This is a genomic window from Pantoea graminicola (assembly GCF_048452665.1).
Lineage (GTDB): Bacteria > Pseudomonadota > Gammaproteobacteria > Enterobacterales > Enterobacteriaceae > Pantoea.
In genome coordinates, this window is record NZ_JBLWSJ010000003.1 from 161,779 (window position 1) to 178,315 (window position 16,537).

The 16,537-nt window shown below is 55.0% G+C and carries 14 protein-coding genes; 4 read left to right on the forward strand and 10 right to left on the reverse strand.

All coding sequences use genetic code 11. The features are described 5' to 3' along the window. Nucleotides 1-79: 79 nt before the first annotated feature. The 5 genes from wbaP to yeaG form a co-directional block, all read right to left on the reverse strand. Nucleotides 80-1,546 carry an undecaprenyl-phosphate galactose phosphotransferase WbaP gene (gene wbaP / locus ACNY69_RS08450; RefSeq protein WP_111141822.1) on the reverse strand — a complete coding sequence of 489 codons (1,467 nt, stop codon included), beginning with the start codon at nt 1,544-1,546 and terminating at the stop codon, nt 80-82. Between the two features lie 374 nt (nt 1,547-1,920). After that, entirely contained in the window at nt 1,921-2,154 is a 234-nt protein-coding gene (locus ACNY69_RS08455; RefSeq protein ID WP_111141824.1) for a DUF1480 family protein, read from the reverse strand. A gap of 79 nt (nt 2,155-2,233) precedes the next feature. Continuing rightward, on the reverse strand, nt 2,234-3,961 hold the full coding sequence (locus ACNY69_RS08460) for a potassium/proton antiporter (protein WP_293771088.1): 1,728 nt from the start codon (nt 3,959-3,961) through the stop codon (nt 2,234-2,236). 396 nt (nt 3,962-4,357) lie between these two features. Next, nucleotides 4,358-5,635 carry a YeaH/YhbH family protein gene (locus tag ACNY69_RS08465; RefSeq protein WP_111141827.1) on the reverse strand — a complete coding sequence of 426 codons (1,278 nt, stop codon included), beginning with the start codon at nt 5,633-5,635 and terminating at the stop codon, nt 4,358-4,360. 88 nt (nt 5,636-5,723) lie between these two features. Beyond that, a complete protein-coding gene (gene yeaG / locus ACNY69_RS08470) occupies nt 5,724-7,658 on the reverse strand; it encodes a protein kinase YeaG (RefSeq protein ID WP_111141829.1) in 1,935 nt (644 codons plus the stop codon). 419 nt (nt 7,659-8,077) lie between these two features. Here yeaG and ACNY69_RS08475 point away from each other — a divergent pair, with 419 nt between their 5' ends. Together ACNY69_RS08475 and ACNY69_RS08480 are read left to right on the forward strand one after the other, a co-directional pair. Further along, a complete protein-coding gene (locus ACNY69_RS08475; RefSeq protein WP_111141831.1) occupies nt 8,078-8,827 on the forward strand; it encodes a MipA/OmpV family protein in 750 nt (249 codons plus the stop codon). A gap of 72 nt (nt 8,828-8,899) precedes the next feature. Beyond that, the gene (locus tag ACNY69_RS08480) at nt 8,900-9,751 is read left to right on the forward strand and encodes an aldo/keto reductase (protein ID WP_418797934.1); all 852 of its coding nucleotides are present in this window, start codon (nt 8,900-8,902) and stop codon (nt 9,749-9,751) included. On the opposite strand, the gene ACNY69_RS08485 is transcribed toward ACNY69_RS08480, so the two are convergent. Together ACNY69_RS08485 and gapA are read right to left on the reverse strand one after the other, a co-directional pair. Beyond that, the gene (locus ACNY69_RS08485; RefSeq protein WP_111141835.1) at nt 9,748-10,647 is read right to left on the reverse strand and encodes a D-hexose-6-phosphate mutarotase; all 900 of its coding nucleotides are present in this window, start codon (nt 10,645-10,647) and stop codon (nt 9,748-9,750) included. The two genes, ACNY69_RS08480 and ACNY69_RS08485, sit on opposite strands and share 4 nt — an antisense overlap. A 74-nt stretch (nt 10,648-10,721) precedes the next feature. Further along, on the reverse strand, nt 10,722-11,720 hold the full coding sequence (gene gapA / locus ACNY69_RS08490; protein ID WP_111141837.1) for a glyceraldehyde-3-phosphate dehydrogenase: 999 nt from the start codon (nt 11,718-11,720) through the stop codon (nt 10,722-10,724). Nucleotides 11,721-12,061: 341 nt separating this feature from the next. Between gapA and msrB the strand changes: the two genes are divergently transcribed. Beyond that, a complete protein-coding gene (gene msrB, locus ACNY69_RS08495; RefSeq protein ID WP_288361828.1) occupies nt 12,062-12,472 on the forward strand; it encodes a peptide-methionine (R)-S-oxide reductase MsrB in 411 nt (136 codons plus the stop codon). 4 nt (nt 12,473-12,476) lie between these two features. Then, the gene (locus ACNY69_RS08500) at nt 12,477-12,758 is read left to right on the forward strand and encodes a YeaC family protein (RefSeq protein WP_111142079.1); all 282 of its coding nucleotides are present in this window, start codon (nt 12,477-12,479) and stop codon (nt 12,756-12,758) included. A gap of 37 nt (nt 12,759-12,795) precedes the next feature. Here the strand turns inward: ACNY69_RS08500 and pncA are convergent, their stop codons facing one another. The 3 genes from pncA to sppA form a co-directional block, all read right to left on the reverse strand. Further along, a complete protein-coding gene (gene pncA, locus ACNY69_RS08505; protein WP_111142078.1) occupies nt 12,796-13,404 on the reverse strand; it encodes a bifunctional nicotinamidase/pyrazinamidase in 609 nt (202 codons plus the stop codon). A 16-nt stretch (nt 13,405-13,420) separates the two neighbouring features. Further along, nucleotides 13,421-14,434: an asparaginase gene (ansA, locus tag ACNY69_RS08510; RefSeq protein ID WP_111142077.1), complete on the reverse strand. Its 1,014-nt coding sequence runs from the start codon at nt 14,432-14,434 to the stop codon at nt 13,421-13,423. Nucleotides 14,435-14,519: 85 nt separating this feature from the next. Continuing rightward, nucleotides 14,520-16,382 carry a signal peptide peptidase SppA gene (sppA, locus tag ACNY69_RS08515; RefSeq protein WP_367395535.1) on the reverse strand — a complete coding sequence of 621 codons (1,863 nt, stop codon included), beginning with the start codon at nt 16,380-16,382 and terminating at the stop codon, nt 14,520-14,522. Nucleotides 16,383-16,537 lie beyond the last annotated feature (155 nt).

The window sequence follows — 16,537 nt, forward strand, 5'->3', positions numbered from 1 at the left end:
GATTCAGGGGCAAAAAAGATAGAGGAAAGGGGTGCGGAAAGTGCGATGCCTGCCGTAAACAGGCATCGCTGGGTCAGACTCAGTAGGCACCGTCGCGGCGCAGCACCACACCGGCGGTTTTAAACAGAATGGCGACGTCGGTCCAGAGCGCCCAGTTCTTCACATACCAGGAGTCAAAATAGACCCGGGTATCGTAGTCGATGTCGTTTCGTCCGCTTACCTGCCAGAGTCCTGTCATGCCCGGTTTAGCCATCAGGTAATAATCCACGTCACCGGCATAACGCTCCAGCTCCGCTTCAATCACCGGACGCGGGCCGACCAGGCTCATCTCACCGCGAATAACGTTCCACAGCTGCGGCAACTCATCAAGGCTGGTTTTACGCAGGAATCCACCAATGGCGGTAATACGCGGATCGTTCTTCAGTTTGAAGTCTTTGTCCCACTCTCTGCGCGCCTCTTCGCTGGTCGCCAGCAGCTTCTCCAGCACTTCTCTGGAGTTGGTCACCATCGAACGGAACTTCAGGCACTTAAATTTTTTGCCGTTCTGACCGACACGCTCATGACCATAGATCGCATTGCCGCCATCCCGCTTCACCATAAAGCAGAGCAGGGCGAAGACAGGAGCGAGGAACAGCAGCAGCATCGACGCCACCACGATATCAAAGGCGCGCTTCATGAAACGAGAAGAGTGCTTCGCCAGATTATTGCTGACGCGCAGGATCATCACTTCATGGCTGAAAATAAATGACATGTCGGTGCCATAAAGTGGCACGCCGCGCAGCGTCGGGATCACGGAGACCGATCGGCAGTTCATCTTCGAGAGGAACTTCAGCCAGCGGTCGCGCATCGGCTGCTGCTCATACTCCATGGCCACGATAAACTGCACGTTGTCACGGTCGATGGTCTGCCAGTTAATATCTTTCCAGGTGATCACCGGTACGCCATTGACACTCTGTTCAGCTGGAACATCATCCACCGAGATAAACGCCTGCACGTTGTAGCCCAGAATCTCTTCACTCTGCAGCGCCGCATAGGCTTCGGTGGCGTTACGGCCGGAACCGATGATGATCGTCTCTTTCTGCCACTGGCCCGCCTTGTTGATAGCGCGTTTGACCATCGCCCGCATCAGCGGCAGCAGCAGCAGCGCATAAGTCCAGCTGAAGACCCACACCATGCGCGAGAAGTCCCACTTCGAGAAGGCAATCAGCGCGAGGTCGAGCAGTGAGAAAACAAATAAGGTTTTGACGATCTCTTTCAGCTCAAACCAGAAAGGTTTGCGGTAGGTGTAATGGCGCAGACGGACCCAGAACCAGCCGGTACAGAGCACCGACATAATAAACTGCGCGATAAAACGATATTCAATCTGATGCGGGGGAATAAAGGTGTCCAGCTCGCCCCAAATACCCTGTATTGTGGCGGCAGATAAAAACAAAGCCAGATTAAGTGCAATCAGATCGGAAAAACTCAGGGCGAATTTCACGATGATATTTTTGCGCGTGCCGCTCCACGAGCGGCTCGGGCTATTCATTATCAATGTACTTGCCATAAAACCTGCTCTCTTTCTTAAGTAAAAGATGGCCTGATCAGAATCAGGTACGCGCTCAGGAGTGGGCTGCTGAAAATTCAAAAAGTCATTTTCAGGCTGGTGCAGTCAGTCAAGCCAGTACAGCTGCAAAAAGATAACGATTAAAGCGTGATGGTACTCACGAAATGTTGCAGCATTGAGAATGAGTATGCAGGAGATATTTGACAGAGTTAATACGGAAAAAATCTGAAAACCGCGAAAGTGATTAAAGTTTTAAATGGCTAAGCTGATGATTAATTGAGATAAAATAAGAGTGCAGTCAATTATAACCAAACCGTTTAAGACGCTTTTTAGGAATTACCGCCAGTACTTCAGACTGGCGGTAATGAAAAAATTCAGGCAGGTTTTTTTAAAATCCAGCGGTCCTGCTGTTTATCATAATGACCGATTTGCAGATCCACCGGTTCCCCATCAATCCAGGCTGGCACGCTGGTATCGCGATCCCATCCGTCGAGTTGGGTAATTAAGCCGGGATTGGTATGGCAGGGGATACTGACGGTGTCGGTGTTCTCACCGTCAAGATCGGCATCAACAATCTCATAACGACCAATTTTAACGACGTGTCCCATTCATTTCTCCCGTTTTTTACTGACACAGAGTATTAAGCTTAGCGTATCAGCAGAAAATAACGTCACTGAATGATTAGGATTATTCCTTCTCTTCAGCCGGACGGACACCAATCTTAACGATGCGGTTATCCTCTTTCTCCGCAACGGTCCACGTCAGCTGATTCCACTCAACCTGGTCGCCGACGACCGGCGCGCCGCCCAGCATCGCCAGCACCAGTTGCCCCAGCGACTGCTGATCGTTGGTGCTCTCATCCAGCTCAAGGCCGTAGATCTGCGCAACGTCACGCAGACGCGCCTCCGCATCCAGAATAAAGTCGCCGAAGAAGCGCTGGTCGAGTGAAACCGGCGGCGTCTGACTGAACATCTTGCCCAGCGCAGGCAGGTCGCGCTCACGGCCGATGACGCAGATCACGTCGTTTTCTTTAAGCCGCGTGCCGCCATTGGGGTGCATCAGCACATTGTCACGGAACAGGGCGGCGATGCGGGTTTCTCGTGGCATCTGCAGATCGCGCAGGGCCGCGCCCACACACCACTTGTCTGCGCTGAGCTGATAGACAAACTGCTCCCACGGATTCTCCGGATGGATATCCAGACCGATCCGGCTGATGGGCGAGGCGGTCGGCGGCACCACCACTTTGGCTTTTTTGGCAGCAAAGCCCAGCGAGGTACCCTGCAGCATCAGGGAGACCAGCACCACAAAGAAGGCGATATTAAAATAGAGCGAGGCATTCTCTAATCCGGCCATCATCGGGAATACCGCCAGAATGATCGGCACCGCGCCGCGCAAGCCGACCCAGCTGATAAAGAACCGTTCGCGGGTGGTGAAACTGCGGAACGGCAGCAGGCCGATAAAGACCGACAGCGGACGCGCCACCAGAATCAGCCACAGCGAAAGGATCATCGCGGGCAGGGCGATGTGCCAGAGATCGGACGGCGTCACCAGCAGCCCCAGCACGATGAACATGCCAATCTGACTGAGCCACGCCATCCCGTCAAAGGTCTGCAGGATGCCGTGACGGTTGCGAATCGGGCTGTTGCCCAGCAGAAAGCCGCACAGATAGACAGCGAGAATGCCGCTGCCCTCTAACACCGTTGTCAGGGCGAACACCAGTATCCCGCCGCTCAACGCCAGCAGCGGATAGAGCCCCCCGGCAAGGCTGATGCGGTTAATGAGCTGCTGCAGCGCCCAGCCGCCACCCAGACCCAGCACGATACCCAGACCGAACTGCTGCACCAGATGTACCAGGAACATCCAGTCGAGGCCGCTGCGGCCCTGCTCGATCATCTCGATCAGGGTGATGGTCAGAAAGACCGCCATCGGGTCATTACTGCCCGATTCAATCTCCAGAGTGGAGCTGACACGTTCATTCAGCCCTTTGTCACCCAGCAGTGAAAAGACGGCGGCGGCATCGGTGGAGCCGATAATCGCGCCGATCAGGAAGCCCTGCATCATATCGAGGTTAAACAGCCAGGCGGCCACTACACCCGTCAGACCGGCGGTAATCATCACGCCGACGGTCGCCAGCGACAGTGCCGGGCCGAGCGCCACCTTAAACGAGCTGGCTTTGGTGCGCATTCCGCCATCCAGCAGGATGATGGCCAGCGCCAGGTTTGAGATCAGATAGGCTGCCGGGTAGTTATCGAAGGCGATACCGCCGATGCCATCCACCCCGGTCAGCATACCCAGCGCGAGGAAGATCACCAGAATCGGGATCCCCAGCCGGGAAGAGAAGGAACTTAGCAAAATACTCGATGCTACCAGCACGGAACCGATGATAAACAGACTGTAGACAATAGTGTGGTTCAAACCCGGTCTCCTGAGATATGACAGTGCGAAGGCGCAACTGGTGACAAATATCCATGCTATCTCTGAAAGATAATGTTTTATCAAGGAGTTGTCATTGTGAAAATGCGTATTATACGAATTGCTTAACCCATTGCGGTATCAGATTAATGTGAAGAATGAGGGGGTTGGCAGGCAAGTGGAGGAAAAGAGACTGTTTTAACAGGTTATTCGGCTGATAAAAAAAGCCGGTGATAAACCGGCTCAGGGGATACAGCTTGTCAAAGCGAGAGACGCTTTTGTCTTCAGCAACGCAGCACGGAGCTCAGATAGCCCGCATCCGGCCGCCAGAAATGACGTTTTCGCACAGTGCACACAGACCCGGATCGCGCCGTGAGGCGTTTCAGCGCTTCTGCAGCGTCAGGCCTCCGTTGCCTGCTTATGAAACAGCGAACGAAATACCGGATAGATATCTTCCGGCTCACGAATATGTTCAATCGCAAAGTTATCGAACGTCGCCTGCAGATGTTCATATTCGCGCCACAGCGTCTGATGCGCGCGACGGGTGATCTCAATGTAACTGTAGTAACGCACCACCGGCAGAATCTGCTTCGCCAGGATTTCATGGCAGAGTGGTGAATCGTCGGCCCAGTTATCGCCATCGGACGCCTGAGCAGCATAGATATTCCACTGCGCCGGGTCATAACGCTCTTTGACCACCTCATCCATCAGCTTCAGGGCACTGGAGACGATGGTGCCGCCGGTTTCCTGCGAATAGAAGAACTCCTGTTCATCCACCTCTTTCGCCTGAGTGTGATGGCGGATATAAACCACATCCACGTTTTTGTAGGTGCGGCTCAGGAACAGGTAGAGCAGGATATAAAAGCGTTTTGCCATATCCTTGGTGGCCTGATCCATAGAGCCGGAAACGTCCATCAGACAGAACATTACGGCCTGGCTGGAGGGCTCCGGGCGTTTCTCGAAGTTCTTGTAGCGCAGATCGAAAGTGTCGATAAAGGGCACCCGGTCGATGCGCGCCCGCAGCTCGGCAATCTCTTTGCGCAGCCGCTCCTCCTCCAGCAGCCGGGCCGGTTCGCTTTTCTGCACTTCCTGCAGCGTCTCTTCCAGTTCATGCAGCATCCGGCGTTTACCCGCCGTCATCGCGGTACGCCGCGCCAGCGAGTTCTGCAGCGAACGCACGACGCTGATGTTGGCCGGCACGCCATTCGAGGTAAAACCGGCACGGTGGGTCTTGTACTCATTCATCTGGCGATGCTGGTTGCGGCGCAGGTTAGGCAGCGCCAGATCTTCGAACAGCAGATCCAGATACTCATCTTTGGAAATCTGAAAGACAAATTCGTCCTGACCCTCACCATCCTGACTGGCGTTGCCCTGGCCGCTGCCGCCGCCACCGCCGCCACCCTGCGGACGCTCTACGCGGTCATTCTGAACAAAATGGTCATTGCCCGGATGGACCCGATGGCGATTGCCGCCGCGGCCCTGATGAAAAATCGGCTCGTTAATGTCGTCGATCGGGATCGAGACAGACTCACCGCTGCTTACGTCGGTCACCGAGCGTTTATTGATGGCCTCGGAAATCGACTGCTTGATTTGAGACTTGTAGCGGCGCAAGAATCGCTGGCGGTTAACCGCGCTCTTGTTTTTGCCGTTAAGCCGGCGATCGATGAAATAGGCCATGGTATTCCCCCAAACTACATTGTAAGCAGGCCGGGCGAACCCGACCTTTCAGACCGGTATCACTTACCGGCAAGCTTACAGACTCTGATCAGGACGATTTACGCACACGCAGATACCATTCGCAGAGCAGACGAACCTGCTTGCGGGTATAGCCTTTTTCCATCATGCGATCGACAAAATCATCATGTTTTTTCTGCTCATCCGTCGAGGTCTTGGTGTTGAACGAGATGACCGGCAGCAACTCTTCCGTGTTAGAGAACATTTTCTTCTCAATCACGGTGCGCAGTTTCTCGTAACTGGTCCAGTTCGGATTGCGACCGTTGTTATGTGCCCGTGCGCGCAGCACAAAGTTAACGATCTCGTTACGGAAATCTTTCGGATTACTGATGCCGGCTGGCTTCTCGATTTTCTCCAGTTCCGCGTTAAGCGACTCACGGTCAAACAGCTGTCCGGTATCGGGATCGCGATACTCCTGATCCTGAATCCAGAAGTCGGCATAGGTGACATAGCGGTCAAAGATGTTCTGACCATATTCAGAGTAAGATTCCAGATAGGCAGTCTGAATCTCTTTGCCGATGAACTCCGCATATTTGGGGATCAGGTAGCCTTTAAGATGCTCAAGGTACTTCTCTGCCTGCTCCTGCGGGAACTGCTCGCGTTCAATCTGCTGCTCCAGCACGTAGAACAGATGCACCGGGTTAGCCGCCACCTCCGCGTGATCGAAGTTAAATACACGCGACAGGATCTTAAAGGCAAAGCGGGTGGAAAGACCGTTCATCCCCTCATCCACACCGGCGTAATCGTGGTACTCCTGCCAGGATTTCGCTTTGGGATCCGTGTCTTTCAGGCTTTCCCCATCATAAACCCGCATTTTGGAGTAGATGCTGGAGTTCTCAGGATCTTTCAGACGCGACAGGATAGAAAAGCGTGCCAATGTTTCCAGCGTGCCGGGTGCGCAGGGCGAGGTCGCCAGCTCACTGTGGGCAAGCAGCTTGTCGTAAATTTTGATCTCTTCAGAGACCCGCAGGCAGTAAGGCACTTTAACAATGTAGACGCGGTCCAGGAACGCCTCATTATTCTTGTTATTGCGGAACGTAACCCACTCAGATTCGTTGGAGTGCGCCAGAATAATGCCGTTAAACGGCAGCGCCGAGATCCCCTCGGTTCCGTTGTAGTTCCCCTCCTGAGTCGCCGTCAGTAACGGATGAAGCACCTTGATAGGGGCTTTGAACATCTCGACGAATTCCATGATGCCCTGGTTAGCGCGGCAGAGCGCACCGGAGTATCCGTAGGCATCGGGGTCGTTCTGGGCATGATTTTCCAGCTTGCGGATGTCCACTTTGCCGACCAGCGCAGAGATATCCTGGTTGTTCTCATCGCCCGGTTCGGTTTTGGCGATCGCCAGCTGCTCCAGAATCGACGGCCAGACCTTGACCACCTTGAAGCGTGAAATATCGCCACCGAAATCGTGCAGGCGCTTCGCCGCCCACGGCGACATAATCGTGCCCAGGTAACGACGCGGCACGCCATACTCTTTTTCAAGAATATGCGCATCTTCCTGGGGGTTGAACAGGCAAAGCGGATGGTCGTTCACCGGGCTGCGCTCGCCGTCGGCACTGAGCACATAGATCGGCACCCGCTGCATCAGCGACTTCAGCCGTTCCGCCAGGGAGGATTTACCGCCACCCACCGGGCCCAGCAGATAGAGGATCTGTTTCTTCTCTTCCAGTCCCTGGGCGGCATGTTTCAGGTAGGAGACGATCTGCTCAATCGCTTCCTCCATGCCGTAGAACTCCTCGAACGCCGGATAGCGTCCCATCACACGGTTGGAAAAGATTCTGGAAAGGCGTGGCTCCTGGGCAGTGTCGACCATTACCGGCTCACCGATAGCCATTAACAGTCGTTCTGCCGCGTTGGCGTATGCACTGCGATCCTGCTTACAGATGGCAAGAAATTCCTGCAGTGTGAACTCTTCGTCCTTGGCCGCTTCATAACGCTGACGATAGTGATCGAATATATTCATAGCGATGCCCGTCCTTTCGTTTTTAGCACAGGTAAGGAGCGTAATTAGAGGCTTGTAGCAGCTCCCGGAAGATATTCTTTGTTGAGTACAGCAACCCTTATGCCAACCTGATCTTTTTTATCGGTATACACAACGTTTGTGGTTACTCTGCTCGGTCAAAATCTCTGCTGTTACTTCTAACTGTAGATGGCTTCTAGGAAATTTCCTCCATGAGTTGGGGTGAAAAGGTGAGTGTTCAAAAGTAATTTGGTTTGTTGTGAGATGAGTTCATATCGGTGATGCTTTAACTTAACGTGTTTTTAACCTTTAATGCCACTTTATCTGGTGAGCGCCTTAAAGGATTTCGATATAAGTTAATCCAGCCGCGAAAAACCGTTAGACTTCCTGTTTGATTGTTATATTTATGGAATGAATAAATTGTGAACCAATTCAAATTTAAGACGCTTGTTGCTCTTCTGCCCTGTTATTTACTGATGCCGCAGGCAAATGCCGCTCCGCTTTCTGTGGGCGCATCAGTCATCTACGCTGAGTCACCTTATCGTGGTGGTCAGGACCGTTATCTTCCGGTTCCGGTGATCAACTATGAGGGTGAAAACTTCTGGTTTCGCAGCCTGCAGGGCGGTTACTACCTCTGGAAAGATCCCCAGGACCAGCTGTCGCTGACGCTGCTGGGTTCGCCGCAGGAATACAAACCCAGTGACAACGATCTGGGTGACATGAAAGGACTGGATAAGCGCCGCATGACGCTGATGGGCGGCCTGACTTATCGTCACACCGCAGAGTGGGGGATTCTCCGCACCGCCTTACTGGGTGATGTCCTGAACAACAGCAACGGCATGATCTGGGACCTCACTTATCTCTATCGTTTCCAGCTGGGCGACTTCAGCCTGACGCCGGGTATCGGTGCGATGTGGAACAGCGCCAATCAGAACCGCTACTACTATGGCGTTTCAGGACATGAAAGCGCCCGTACCGGTATCAGCCGCTACAATCCGGATGACAGCTGGTCGCCTTATGTTGAGCTGACCGCCAGCTATCAGATTGCAACACAGTGGAACATCGGCATTACCGGACGCTATACCCGCTTCGACAGCGAAATTAAAGACAGCCCGATGATCGACAAGAGCGGGCAGGCGACCCTCTGGACGGGCGTCAGCTACAGCTTCTGATAACGCACTAAAAGAGGGCATTTACGGCCCTCTGTTCTTTTATGGGGCCTCGTGATGGGGCGGGAGGGCAGAATGCGAAACACGATTAATTTTGCCGGATTCGACGCGCTGCCGGTGATTGGGCAGGGCACCTGGTATATGGGCGAAACCGCCTCGCAGCGTGCCGCTGAAATCACGGCATTGCAGGCCGGGATTGATTGCGGACTGCGGCTTATCGATACCGCTGAAATGTATGCGGACGGCGGCGCTGAAGAGGTGGTCGGCGAGGCGCTGCGCGGACGTCGCGAGCAGGCGCTGCTGGTCTCTAAGGTCTATCCGTGGAACGCGGGTGAAGTGGATGCCATCGACGCCTGCGAGCGCAGTCTGCGTCGCCTGCAGACGGATTACCTCGACCTCTATCTGCTGCACTGGCGAGGCAACATTCCACTGGAAGAGACACTGCGCGCCATGGAGCGCCTGCAGCAGCAGGGCAAGATCCGTTACTGGGGCGTCTCGAACTTCGATAATGAGGATATGGCGGAACTGTGGGATGAGCCTGGCGGCAATCAGTGCGCGACGAATCAGGTGCTTTATCATCTCGCGTCACGCGGGATTGAGTCTGACCTGTTGCCAGCCTGTCAACAGCGCGGGATGCCGGTCATGGCCTATTGCCCGCTGGCTCAGGCAGGCCGCTTGCGTGAATCGCTGTTTAGCGATCCATGTCTGACGCAGATTGCACAGCAAAAGGGCATCAGCGCGGCGCAACTCCTGCTGGCCTGGGTCGTTCGGCAGCAGGGGGTGATCGCCATTCCCAAAGCCAGCTCAGTCGCTCACGTTCAGGACAATGCGGCGGCACTGGGGGTGATACTGACGGATGAGGAGCTGGCCAGCATCGATCGTGTCTGGCCAGCACCGCAGCACAGGGTGCCGCTGGATATAGTTTAGCTGCCTGCTTTATCGCTGGCTGCGGCTTTCTTCTTCAGGCGGAAGGTGGTGGCCAGCCGGGCCGGTTTTTCACCCGCACTGCGCAACGGCTTGCTGATACGCGCGGTTTCCACACAGACCATAGTTTTATAGCCTTCATTTGCCATGTCGGCCATGCTGCAGGAGAGCTCCACACCCGGGTTCCAGGTGACAACGTCACTGTGATGATGATGGTAAACTTCGATCTGGCGCTGACCCTCGGTGTCATTGATGACGGTGCAATCCTGCGGAGCGGTAAAGATGCGGTCAACTCTGCCCGGATAACGCTGTCTGCCGTCGCTGCTGCCCACCTGCCCATCATTGACTTTATCGATGAAGCTGTCGCCCAGCCCGGAGACCTCAACGCCCTGAATATCGCTGACGGTGAAGTAGCTGTGCAGCGCCGCTGTCGCTTCGAAGTCGCCATAGGCTTCCAGCTCGATTTCGCAATGCTGACCCAGACGGAAGCGGGCAATCAGGGTGAAATCATGCGGCCAGAGTTTCAGGGTCTGGGGATTGCTCTCCAGCACCAGCGTCAGCATCACACCCTCTTCATTTTCATCGTGAGCCGTCAGTTTCCACGGCTGGGTGCGGGCAAAGCCGTGCGCTGGTTCACCTGCCGGGCCAAACCACGGCCAGCAGATTGGCACTCCGCCGCGAATCGCCTTACCCGGCGCGAACAGGCTCCTGTCGCTCAGCCAGAGCACCGGTTTTTCACCGCTGGGCTGCCAGGCGATGAGATGCGCGCCCTGCAGCGTAATGGCTGCCCGGACCCTGGGATGGCTCACCACAATCGTCGGCAGGTCGCCAGCCTGACGCTGCGAAAGGTAAGGGGAGATCTGCGTGACCACCGGCAGAGAAAACAGTTTGTCTTGCATGTGCGATTCCTTCCTGTACGGATCAAAAAAAGGGCGACCGAAGTCGCCCTTATTCTCAATAATGTCTGGCTGCCTTATTTAGCAGAAACCAGTGCAATCAGGTCGAGAACTTTGTTTGAGTAGCCAGTTTCGTTGTCGTACCAGGAAACCAGTTTCACAAAGTTGTCGTTCAGCGCGATACCTGCTTTAGCATCAAATACGGAAGTCAGTACTTCGCCGTTGAAGTCGGTGGAAACCACGTCATCTTCAACATAGCCCAGCACGTCTTTCATCTCGCCTTCTGCTGCTGCTTTGATAGCTGCACAGATCTCTTTGTAAGAGGCCGCTTTTTCCAGACGCACGGTCAGGTCAACAACGGAAACGTTAGGAGTAGGAACGCGGAAAGCCATACCGGTCAGCTTGCCGTTCAGCTCTGGCAGGACTTTACCTACTGCTTTCGCTGCGCCGGTTGATGAAGGGATGATGTTCTGCGATGCGCCGCGGCCGCCGCGCCAGTCTTTGTGAGACGGGCCATCAACGGTTTTCTGCGTTGCGGTGGTCGCGTGAACAGTGGTCATCAGACCTTCAACGATACCAAACTTGTCGTTGATTACTTTTGCCAGTGGAGCCAGGCAGTTAGTGGTGCAGGATGCGTTAGAAACGATATCCTGGCCTTCATATTTGTCGAAGTTTGCACCACGAACAAACATTGGGGTGTCATCTTTAGATGGACCGGTCAGAACGACTTTCTTGGCACCTGCGGTGATGTGTTTACGCGCGGTTTCGTCGGTCAGGAAGATACCGGTTGCTTCAGCAACAACGTCAACGCCCACTTCATCCCACTTCAGGTTGGCTGGATCTTTCTCAGCGGTAACACGGATTTTCTTACCGTTCACAACCAGTGCGCCATCCTGAACTTCTACGGTGCCGTCGAAACGACCGTGAGTAGAGTCATACTTCAGCATGTACGCCATGTAATCCGCGTCCAGCAGGTCGTTGATAGCAACGATTTCGATGTCAGAACGTTTCTGAGCAGCACGGAAAACGATGCGACCGATACGGCCAAAACCGTTGATACCTACTTTGATAGTCATATATTCCACCAGCTATTTGTTAGTGAATAAAAGGTTGCCTGTAAAATTACAAAAACCTTACCAGGCGTCAAGCGGAATCGTGTCAATTGTTGCGACAAATCAATTCGCCTGAGAGGAATTATTCGATGCGCAACCGCTTGCGCGCCGCCAATGATATCGCGCTTCGTTGAATCAATCGCCGAATATATAGGGATGCTCCGGAGAAAAGGTGATCGAAGTCACAAATCCGCGTAGCGGACGACGACGTGAAAGGGTGAGCACAAAAAAAGACCCGGGTTATGTTGATCATTTGTTAGAATAATAGTCGAATTTTTCAGAATGGCACTTCCCGGAATCTTAAAATGGCTAAAGACACCGCACCCGAAGCAAAAATTGCGCAGCTGACCGAAATGCAGCGTTACGTGACTCAGCATCGCGGAACGGAACCGCCTTACAGCGGCGCACTGCTGCACAACAAGCAGGAAGGGATCTATCACTGCCTGGTCTGCGAGGCGCCTCTTTTCCTCTCAGAAACCAAATATGATTCAGGCTGTGGCTGGCCGAGCTTTTACCAGCCGGTCAGTGACGATGCGATTCGCTATATCGAAGATAACTCCCACGGCATGCAGCGCGTCGAAATCCGCTGTGGCAGCTGTGATGCGCATCTGGGACATGTTTTCCCGGACGGTCCGCAACCGACCGGCGAGCGCTACTGTGTCAACTCCGCCTCGCTGAATTTCACCGATGAGCAGGGCGTTCAGACCAAAGGGTAAAATAATGAAGGAGCAACTCGAAGCAATGCTTGCGTCGATGACGCCGGAAGTTTACCAGCGGCTGGCCACGGCGGTTGAGATTGGTAAATGGCCGGATGGCGTGGCCCTGACGCAGGAGCAGCGCGACAACTGCCTGCAGCTGGTGATGATGTGGCAGGCCAGGCACAACGATACGCCCCAGCATATGACTATTGGCAAGGGCGGTGAGATGGTCATGAAGTCGAAAAAAGAGCTGAAGGAAGAGTTCGGTATCGACTCCGACGTGACCCGAATCCATCTGCACTGATGGCGAAAAAAAAGCTGGCCTCCTGCCAGCTTTTTTATCAGATCAGAATGGCCCCCTGGGCGGTCATCTGCGCAAAAGCAATCTCGCTGTCTTCCGGATTCAGATTGACGCCACGGCAGCCCTCTTTAACCACCTCAACGTGATACCCCAGTTCCAGCGCATCCAGCACGCTGTACTTCACACAGTAATCGGTCGCCAGACCCAGCATCACCAGATGGGTGATCCCGCGCTCGCGCAGCCAGCTGTCCAGCTCGGTTTTGCGGCGATGGCCATTGTCAAAAAAGGCACTGTAGCTGTCGACATCCTGATCCTGACCTTTATGGAACGTGGCATCAAACAGCGAGCGATCCAGACCCGGATGGAAATCTGCGCCAGCCGATCCCTGAACGCCATGATCGGGCCACCAGATCTGAGCCAGACCGTTTAATTCGCCCAGCGTGTAGACCGGCTCGCCGGAGACGGAGGCAAAGCTGCCGTGATTGGCCGGATGCCAGTCCTGTAAGGCCAGCACGCACTCACCCTGCTCATGGAACATCCGCGCGTAACGATTCGCCACCTCAACGGTGTGGTCCCCCTCATGGACAGCCATCGGGCCGCCCGGGCAGAAATCGTTCTGAATATCAATAATGATAAGAGCCCGCTTCATTACATGTCGCTCCGTGTCAGTCTTCAGTCAGTTCGCCACGCAGGTTCTGCTGCATCTTCGCGCGAATTTGATCGGCAGAGAGATCCTGACTCAGTAAAAAGTGTAGCTTGGTCAGCGCGGCTTCCACCGTCAGATCAAATCCGCTGATCACCCCGGCATGTTCCAGCGCATTGCCGGTGGCATATCCGCCCATGTTCACTTTGCCAGAGATACACTGGGTCAGGTTGACCACCACGATGCCACGCTCACTGGCCTGCTGAAGTTCCGCCAGAAACTCTTTGTTCTGTGGCGCATTGCCGACGCCATAGGAGCGCAGGATCAGCGCCTTAACGGGCTGGCGCAGGAAGTTACGCACGACATCTGCGGAGATCCCCGGATAGATGGTGACGACACCGATCGGCTGTGGCGTAATGGTATGCACTTTCAGCTCACCCTGGCCGGCCGGGGCGGGCGGCGTATTCAGGCGGCGAATATGAATGCCCGCCTCCAGCAGTGCGGAGAGGTTAGGGGAAGCGAAGGCGTTGAAGCCGTCGGCGTGCGCCTTGGTGGTCCGGTTACCGCGATAGAGCGTGTTGTTGAAGAACAGCGACACTTCGTTGATCGGGTAATTGGCAGCGACATAGAGGGAGTTCAGCAGATTCTGCTGACCGTCTGAGCGCAGCTCCGCCAGGGGGATCTGCGAACCGGTCACGATCACCGGCTTGGCCAGGTTTTCCAGCATAAAAGAGAGCGCAGAAGCGGTAAACGCCATGGTGTCAGTGCCGTGCAGAATCACAAAGCCATCATAGCGATCGTAATTCTGCCGGATATCTTCGGCGATGGACTGCCAGTCCTGCGGCGTCATATCGGAGGAGTCGATCAGCGGCTGATATTCATGAATGGTGAAATCAGGCATCTCGGGGCGATGGAACTCTGGCATGTTTGCCAGCTGCTCCTGCAGATGTCCGGAGACCGGAATATAGCCCTGCGCCGAACGCTGCATACCGATGGTCCCGCCCGTGTAGGCTACGTAGATGTTTTTCTTTTGCATTAGAGAACTCAGACTCGCCATAAAAGGCGCAGTATAAGGGGAATAGCGGGGAAAAGCAGCCCGACCAGCGGCCGGGCTGCAAGGTTTATCGCACTTCGCCGCAGTTCAGGCAGAAGGCGTAACGGTTCTGAGGATCGTTCAGATGATCTGAGAAACCCGGCTGCGCTTTCATCGCGCTCATCACATCCAGCATCGGTGCAGGCAGCCAGGCTTTCAGCGTATCCGGCAGAATAGCCTGTACAGAGGCGTTCATCTGACCCAGCATCATATCCAGGAAGCTCGGGTCATCCTGATACCAGCTCAGCTGTGGCTTACTTACTTTCGCCAGCTCGCCCGCTTTCTTCACGGCATCATCGAAGTCACCCAGCGCATCGACCAGACCGTTGGCTTTGGCATCGCTGCCGGTCCAGACGTGGCCCTGCGCGATCGCATCAATCTGCTCCGGCGTTTTATGACGCGATTTCGCTACCAGGCCGACAAAGTTGCGATAGCCATTTTCGATGGTCAGCTGCATCAGCTGCTGAACTTCCGGCGGCAGGGCTTTGGTGGTGGAGATATCCGCCAGCGGCGAGGTCGCCACACCATCGGTGTGAACACCAATGCTGTCCAGGCTGTTCTCCAGCGTATTGATCACGCCAAAGATACCAATCGAACCGGTCAGCGTGCTGGGGTTTGCCACAATGTAGCTGGCGGGCGTGGAGATCCAGTAACCGCCGGAGGCGGCCATACCGCCCATCGACACCACGATAGGCTTGCCTGCTGCCTGCGCCGCCGCCAGCTCTTCGCGGATGGCTTCCGACGCGGTGACGCTGCCGCCCGGGCTGTTGACGCGCAGAATAATCGCCTTGATCTTAGGATCGAGACGCGCGTCGCGGATCTGTGCCGCCGTGGTGTCGCCACCGACATTGCCCGGCGTCTCTTCGCCATCCATGATGGCACCGCTGGCCATCACCACCGCGATGTTGCCATCCTGCTGCGTGGCGGCCTGTTTCACCGGATAGTCATAGATGCTGACGCTGCGATAATCGTTGCTCTGCTTATCCAGGCCAAAAGTCTTGATAAGCGCCTGATCGGCCGACGCACGCGACCCCAGCACATCGACCAGCTTGTTATCCAGCGCATACTGCGCCGTATCCCCATTTACCGCGTTCAGTCCGGCAATGATCGCCGCCGCGCCCGGGAAGAGCTGCTCCGGCGTAATCTGGCGGTTAGCCGCGACCGTATTCAGGTAGTTCTGCCAGAGCTGACCGATCCAGCGGCTGTCGGCATCCCGTGCAGCCGGAGACATATCGTCACGCAGGAAAGGCTCTACCGCCGACTTGTAGGTGCCGACGCGGAAGACGTGCGAGGTGACTTTCAGCTTCTCCAGCAGCGTCTTGTAGTAGAGGCCGTTGGTGGCGAAACCGTGCAGATCGACCGTGCCCTGCGGCGACAGATAGATGCGGGTAGCGTAGCTGGCAAGATAGTACTGCGCCTGGCTGTAGCTGTCGCCCAGGGCATAAATCGGCTTGCCGCTGTCGCGGAATTCACGCAGCGCCTTGCCAACGTATTGCAGCGATGGCTGATCGCCACCGGCAAACTCACGCAGGTCGAGCACCATACCTTTGATATTGCTGTCATCTTTGGCCTGACGGATCGCATCGACCACATCAAACAGCGAATTTTCCTGCAGACGGTCGCTGCTGGCACCCAGCAGCTGACGACCGATTTTACTCAGGCGATTGCTGACCGAGGGTTTATCGACCAGCACACCACTGAGGTCAACCTTCAGCGCGCCCTGCTGAATCGGCGCTGAACTGCCGCCGGAACCGCTGACCTGCAGCCAGATCCCGACACCTATCACAATCAAAAAAATCAGGAAGATATTCAGAATGAATTCCCTGATAAAATTCAGTACCCGCCAGCTCCAGCGGAACAGACCTGCAATTATTCGCCACAATGTGCGCATCCGACTCTCCATATTCATGTAGCAGGAAGTGGCCGCCGCGCGGCCCGGGCTTCCCCGACGAGCTCATCCTAAAGAGCAGCGTGTTAAAAGTCAGCAGGAAATCACTGCGTACTGTTACAAAAAATCTGCCTGTGCCAGGATAATGGCAACATTAC

What these genes read in the sequence shown, in the direction of transcription:
- wbaP (WP_111141822.1), bottom strand. Translation starts at nt 1,546, where the DNA reads ATGGCAAGTACATTGATAATGAATAGCCCGAGCCGCTCGTGGAGCGGC.
- ACNY69_RS08455 (WP_111141824.1), bottom strand. Translation starts at nt 2,154, where the DNA reads ATGGGACACGTCGTTAAAATTGGTCGTTATGAGATTGTTGATGCCGAT.
- ACNY69_RS08465 (WP_111141827.1), bottom strand. Translation starts at nt 5,635, where the DNA reads ATGGCCTATTTCATCGATCGCCGGCTTAACGGCAAAAACAAGAGCGCG.
- yeaG (WP_111141829.1), bottom strand. Translation starts at nt 7,658, where the DNA reads ATGAATATATTCGATCACTATCGTCAGCGTTATGAAGCGGCCAAGGAC.
- ACNY69_RS08480 (WP_418797934.1), top strand. Translation starts at nt 8,900, where the DNA reads ATGCGAAACACGATTAATTTTGCCGGATTCGACGCGCTGCCGGTGATT.
- ACNY69_RS08485 (WP_111141835.1), bottom strand. Translation starts at nt 10,647, where the DNA reads ATGCAAGACAAACTGTTTTCTCTGCCGGTGGTCACGCAGATCTCCCCT.
- gapA (WP_111141837.1), bottom strand. Translation starts at nt 11,720, where the DNA reads ATGACTATCAAAGTAGGTATCAACGGTTTTGGCCGTATCGGTCGCATC.
- msrB (WP_288361828.1), top strand. Translation starts at nt 12,062, where the DNA reads ATGGCTAAAGACACCGCACCCGAAGCAAAAATTGCGCAGCTGACCGAA.
- ACNY69_RS08500 (WP_111142079.1), top strand. Translation starts at nt 12,477, where the DNA reads ATGAAGGAGCAACTCGAAGCAATGCTTGCGTCGATGACGCCGGAAGTT.
- pncA (WP_111142078.1), bottom strand. Translation starts at nt 13,404, where the DNA reads ATGAAGCGGGCTCTTATCATTATTGATATTCAGAACGATTTCTGCCCG.
- ansA (WP_111142077.1), bottom strand. Translation starts at nt 14,434, where the DNA reads ATGCAAAAGAAAAACATCTACGTAGCCTACACGGGCGGGACCATCGGT.
- sppA (WP_367395535.1), bottom strand. Translation starts at nt 16,382, where the DNA reads ATGCGCACATTGTGGCGAATAATTGCAGGTCTGTTCCGCTGGAGCTGG.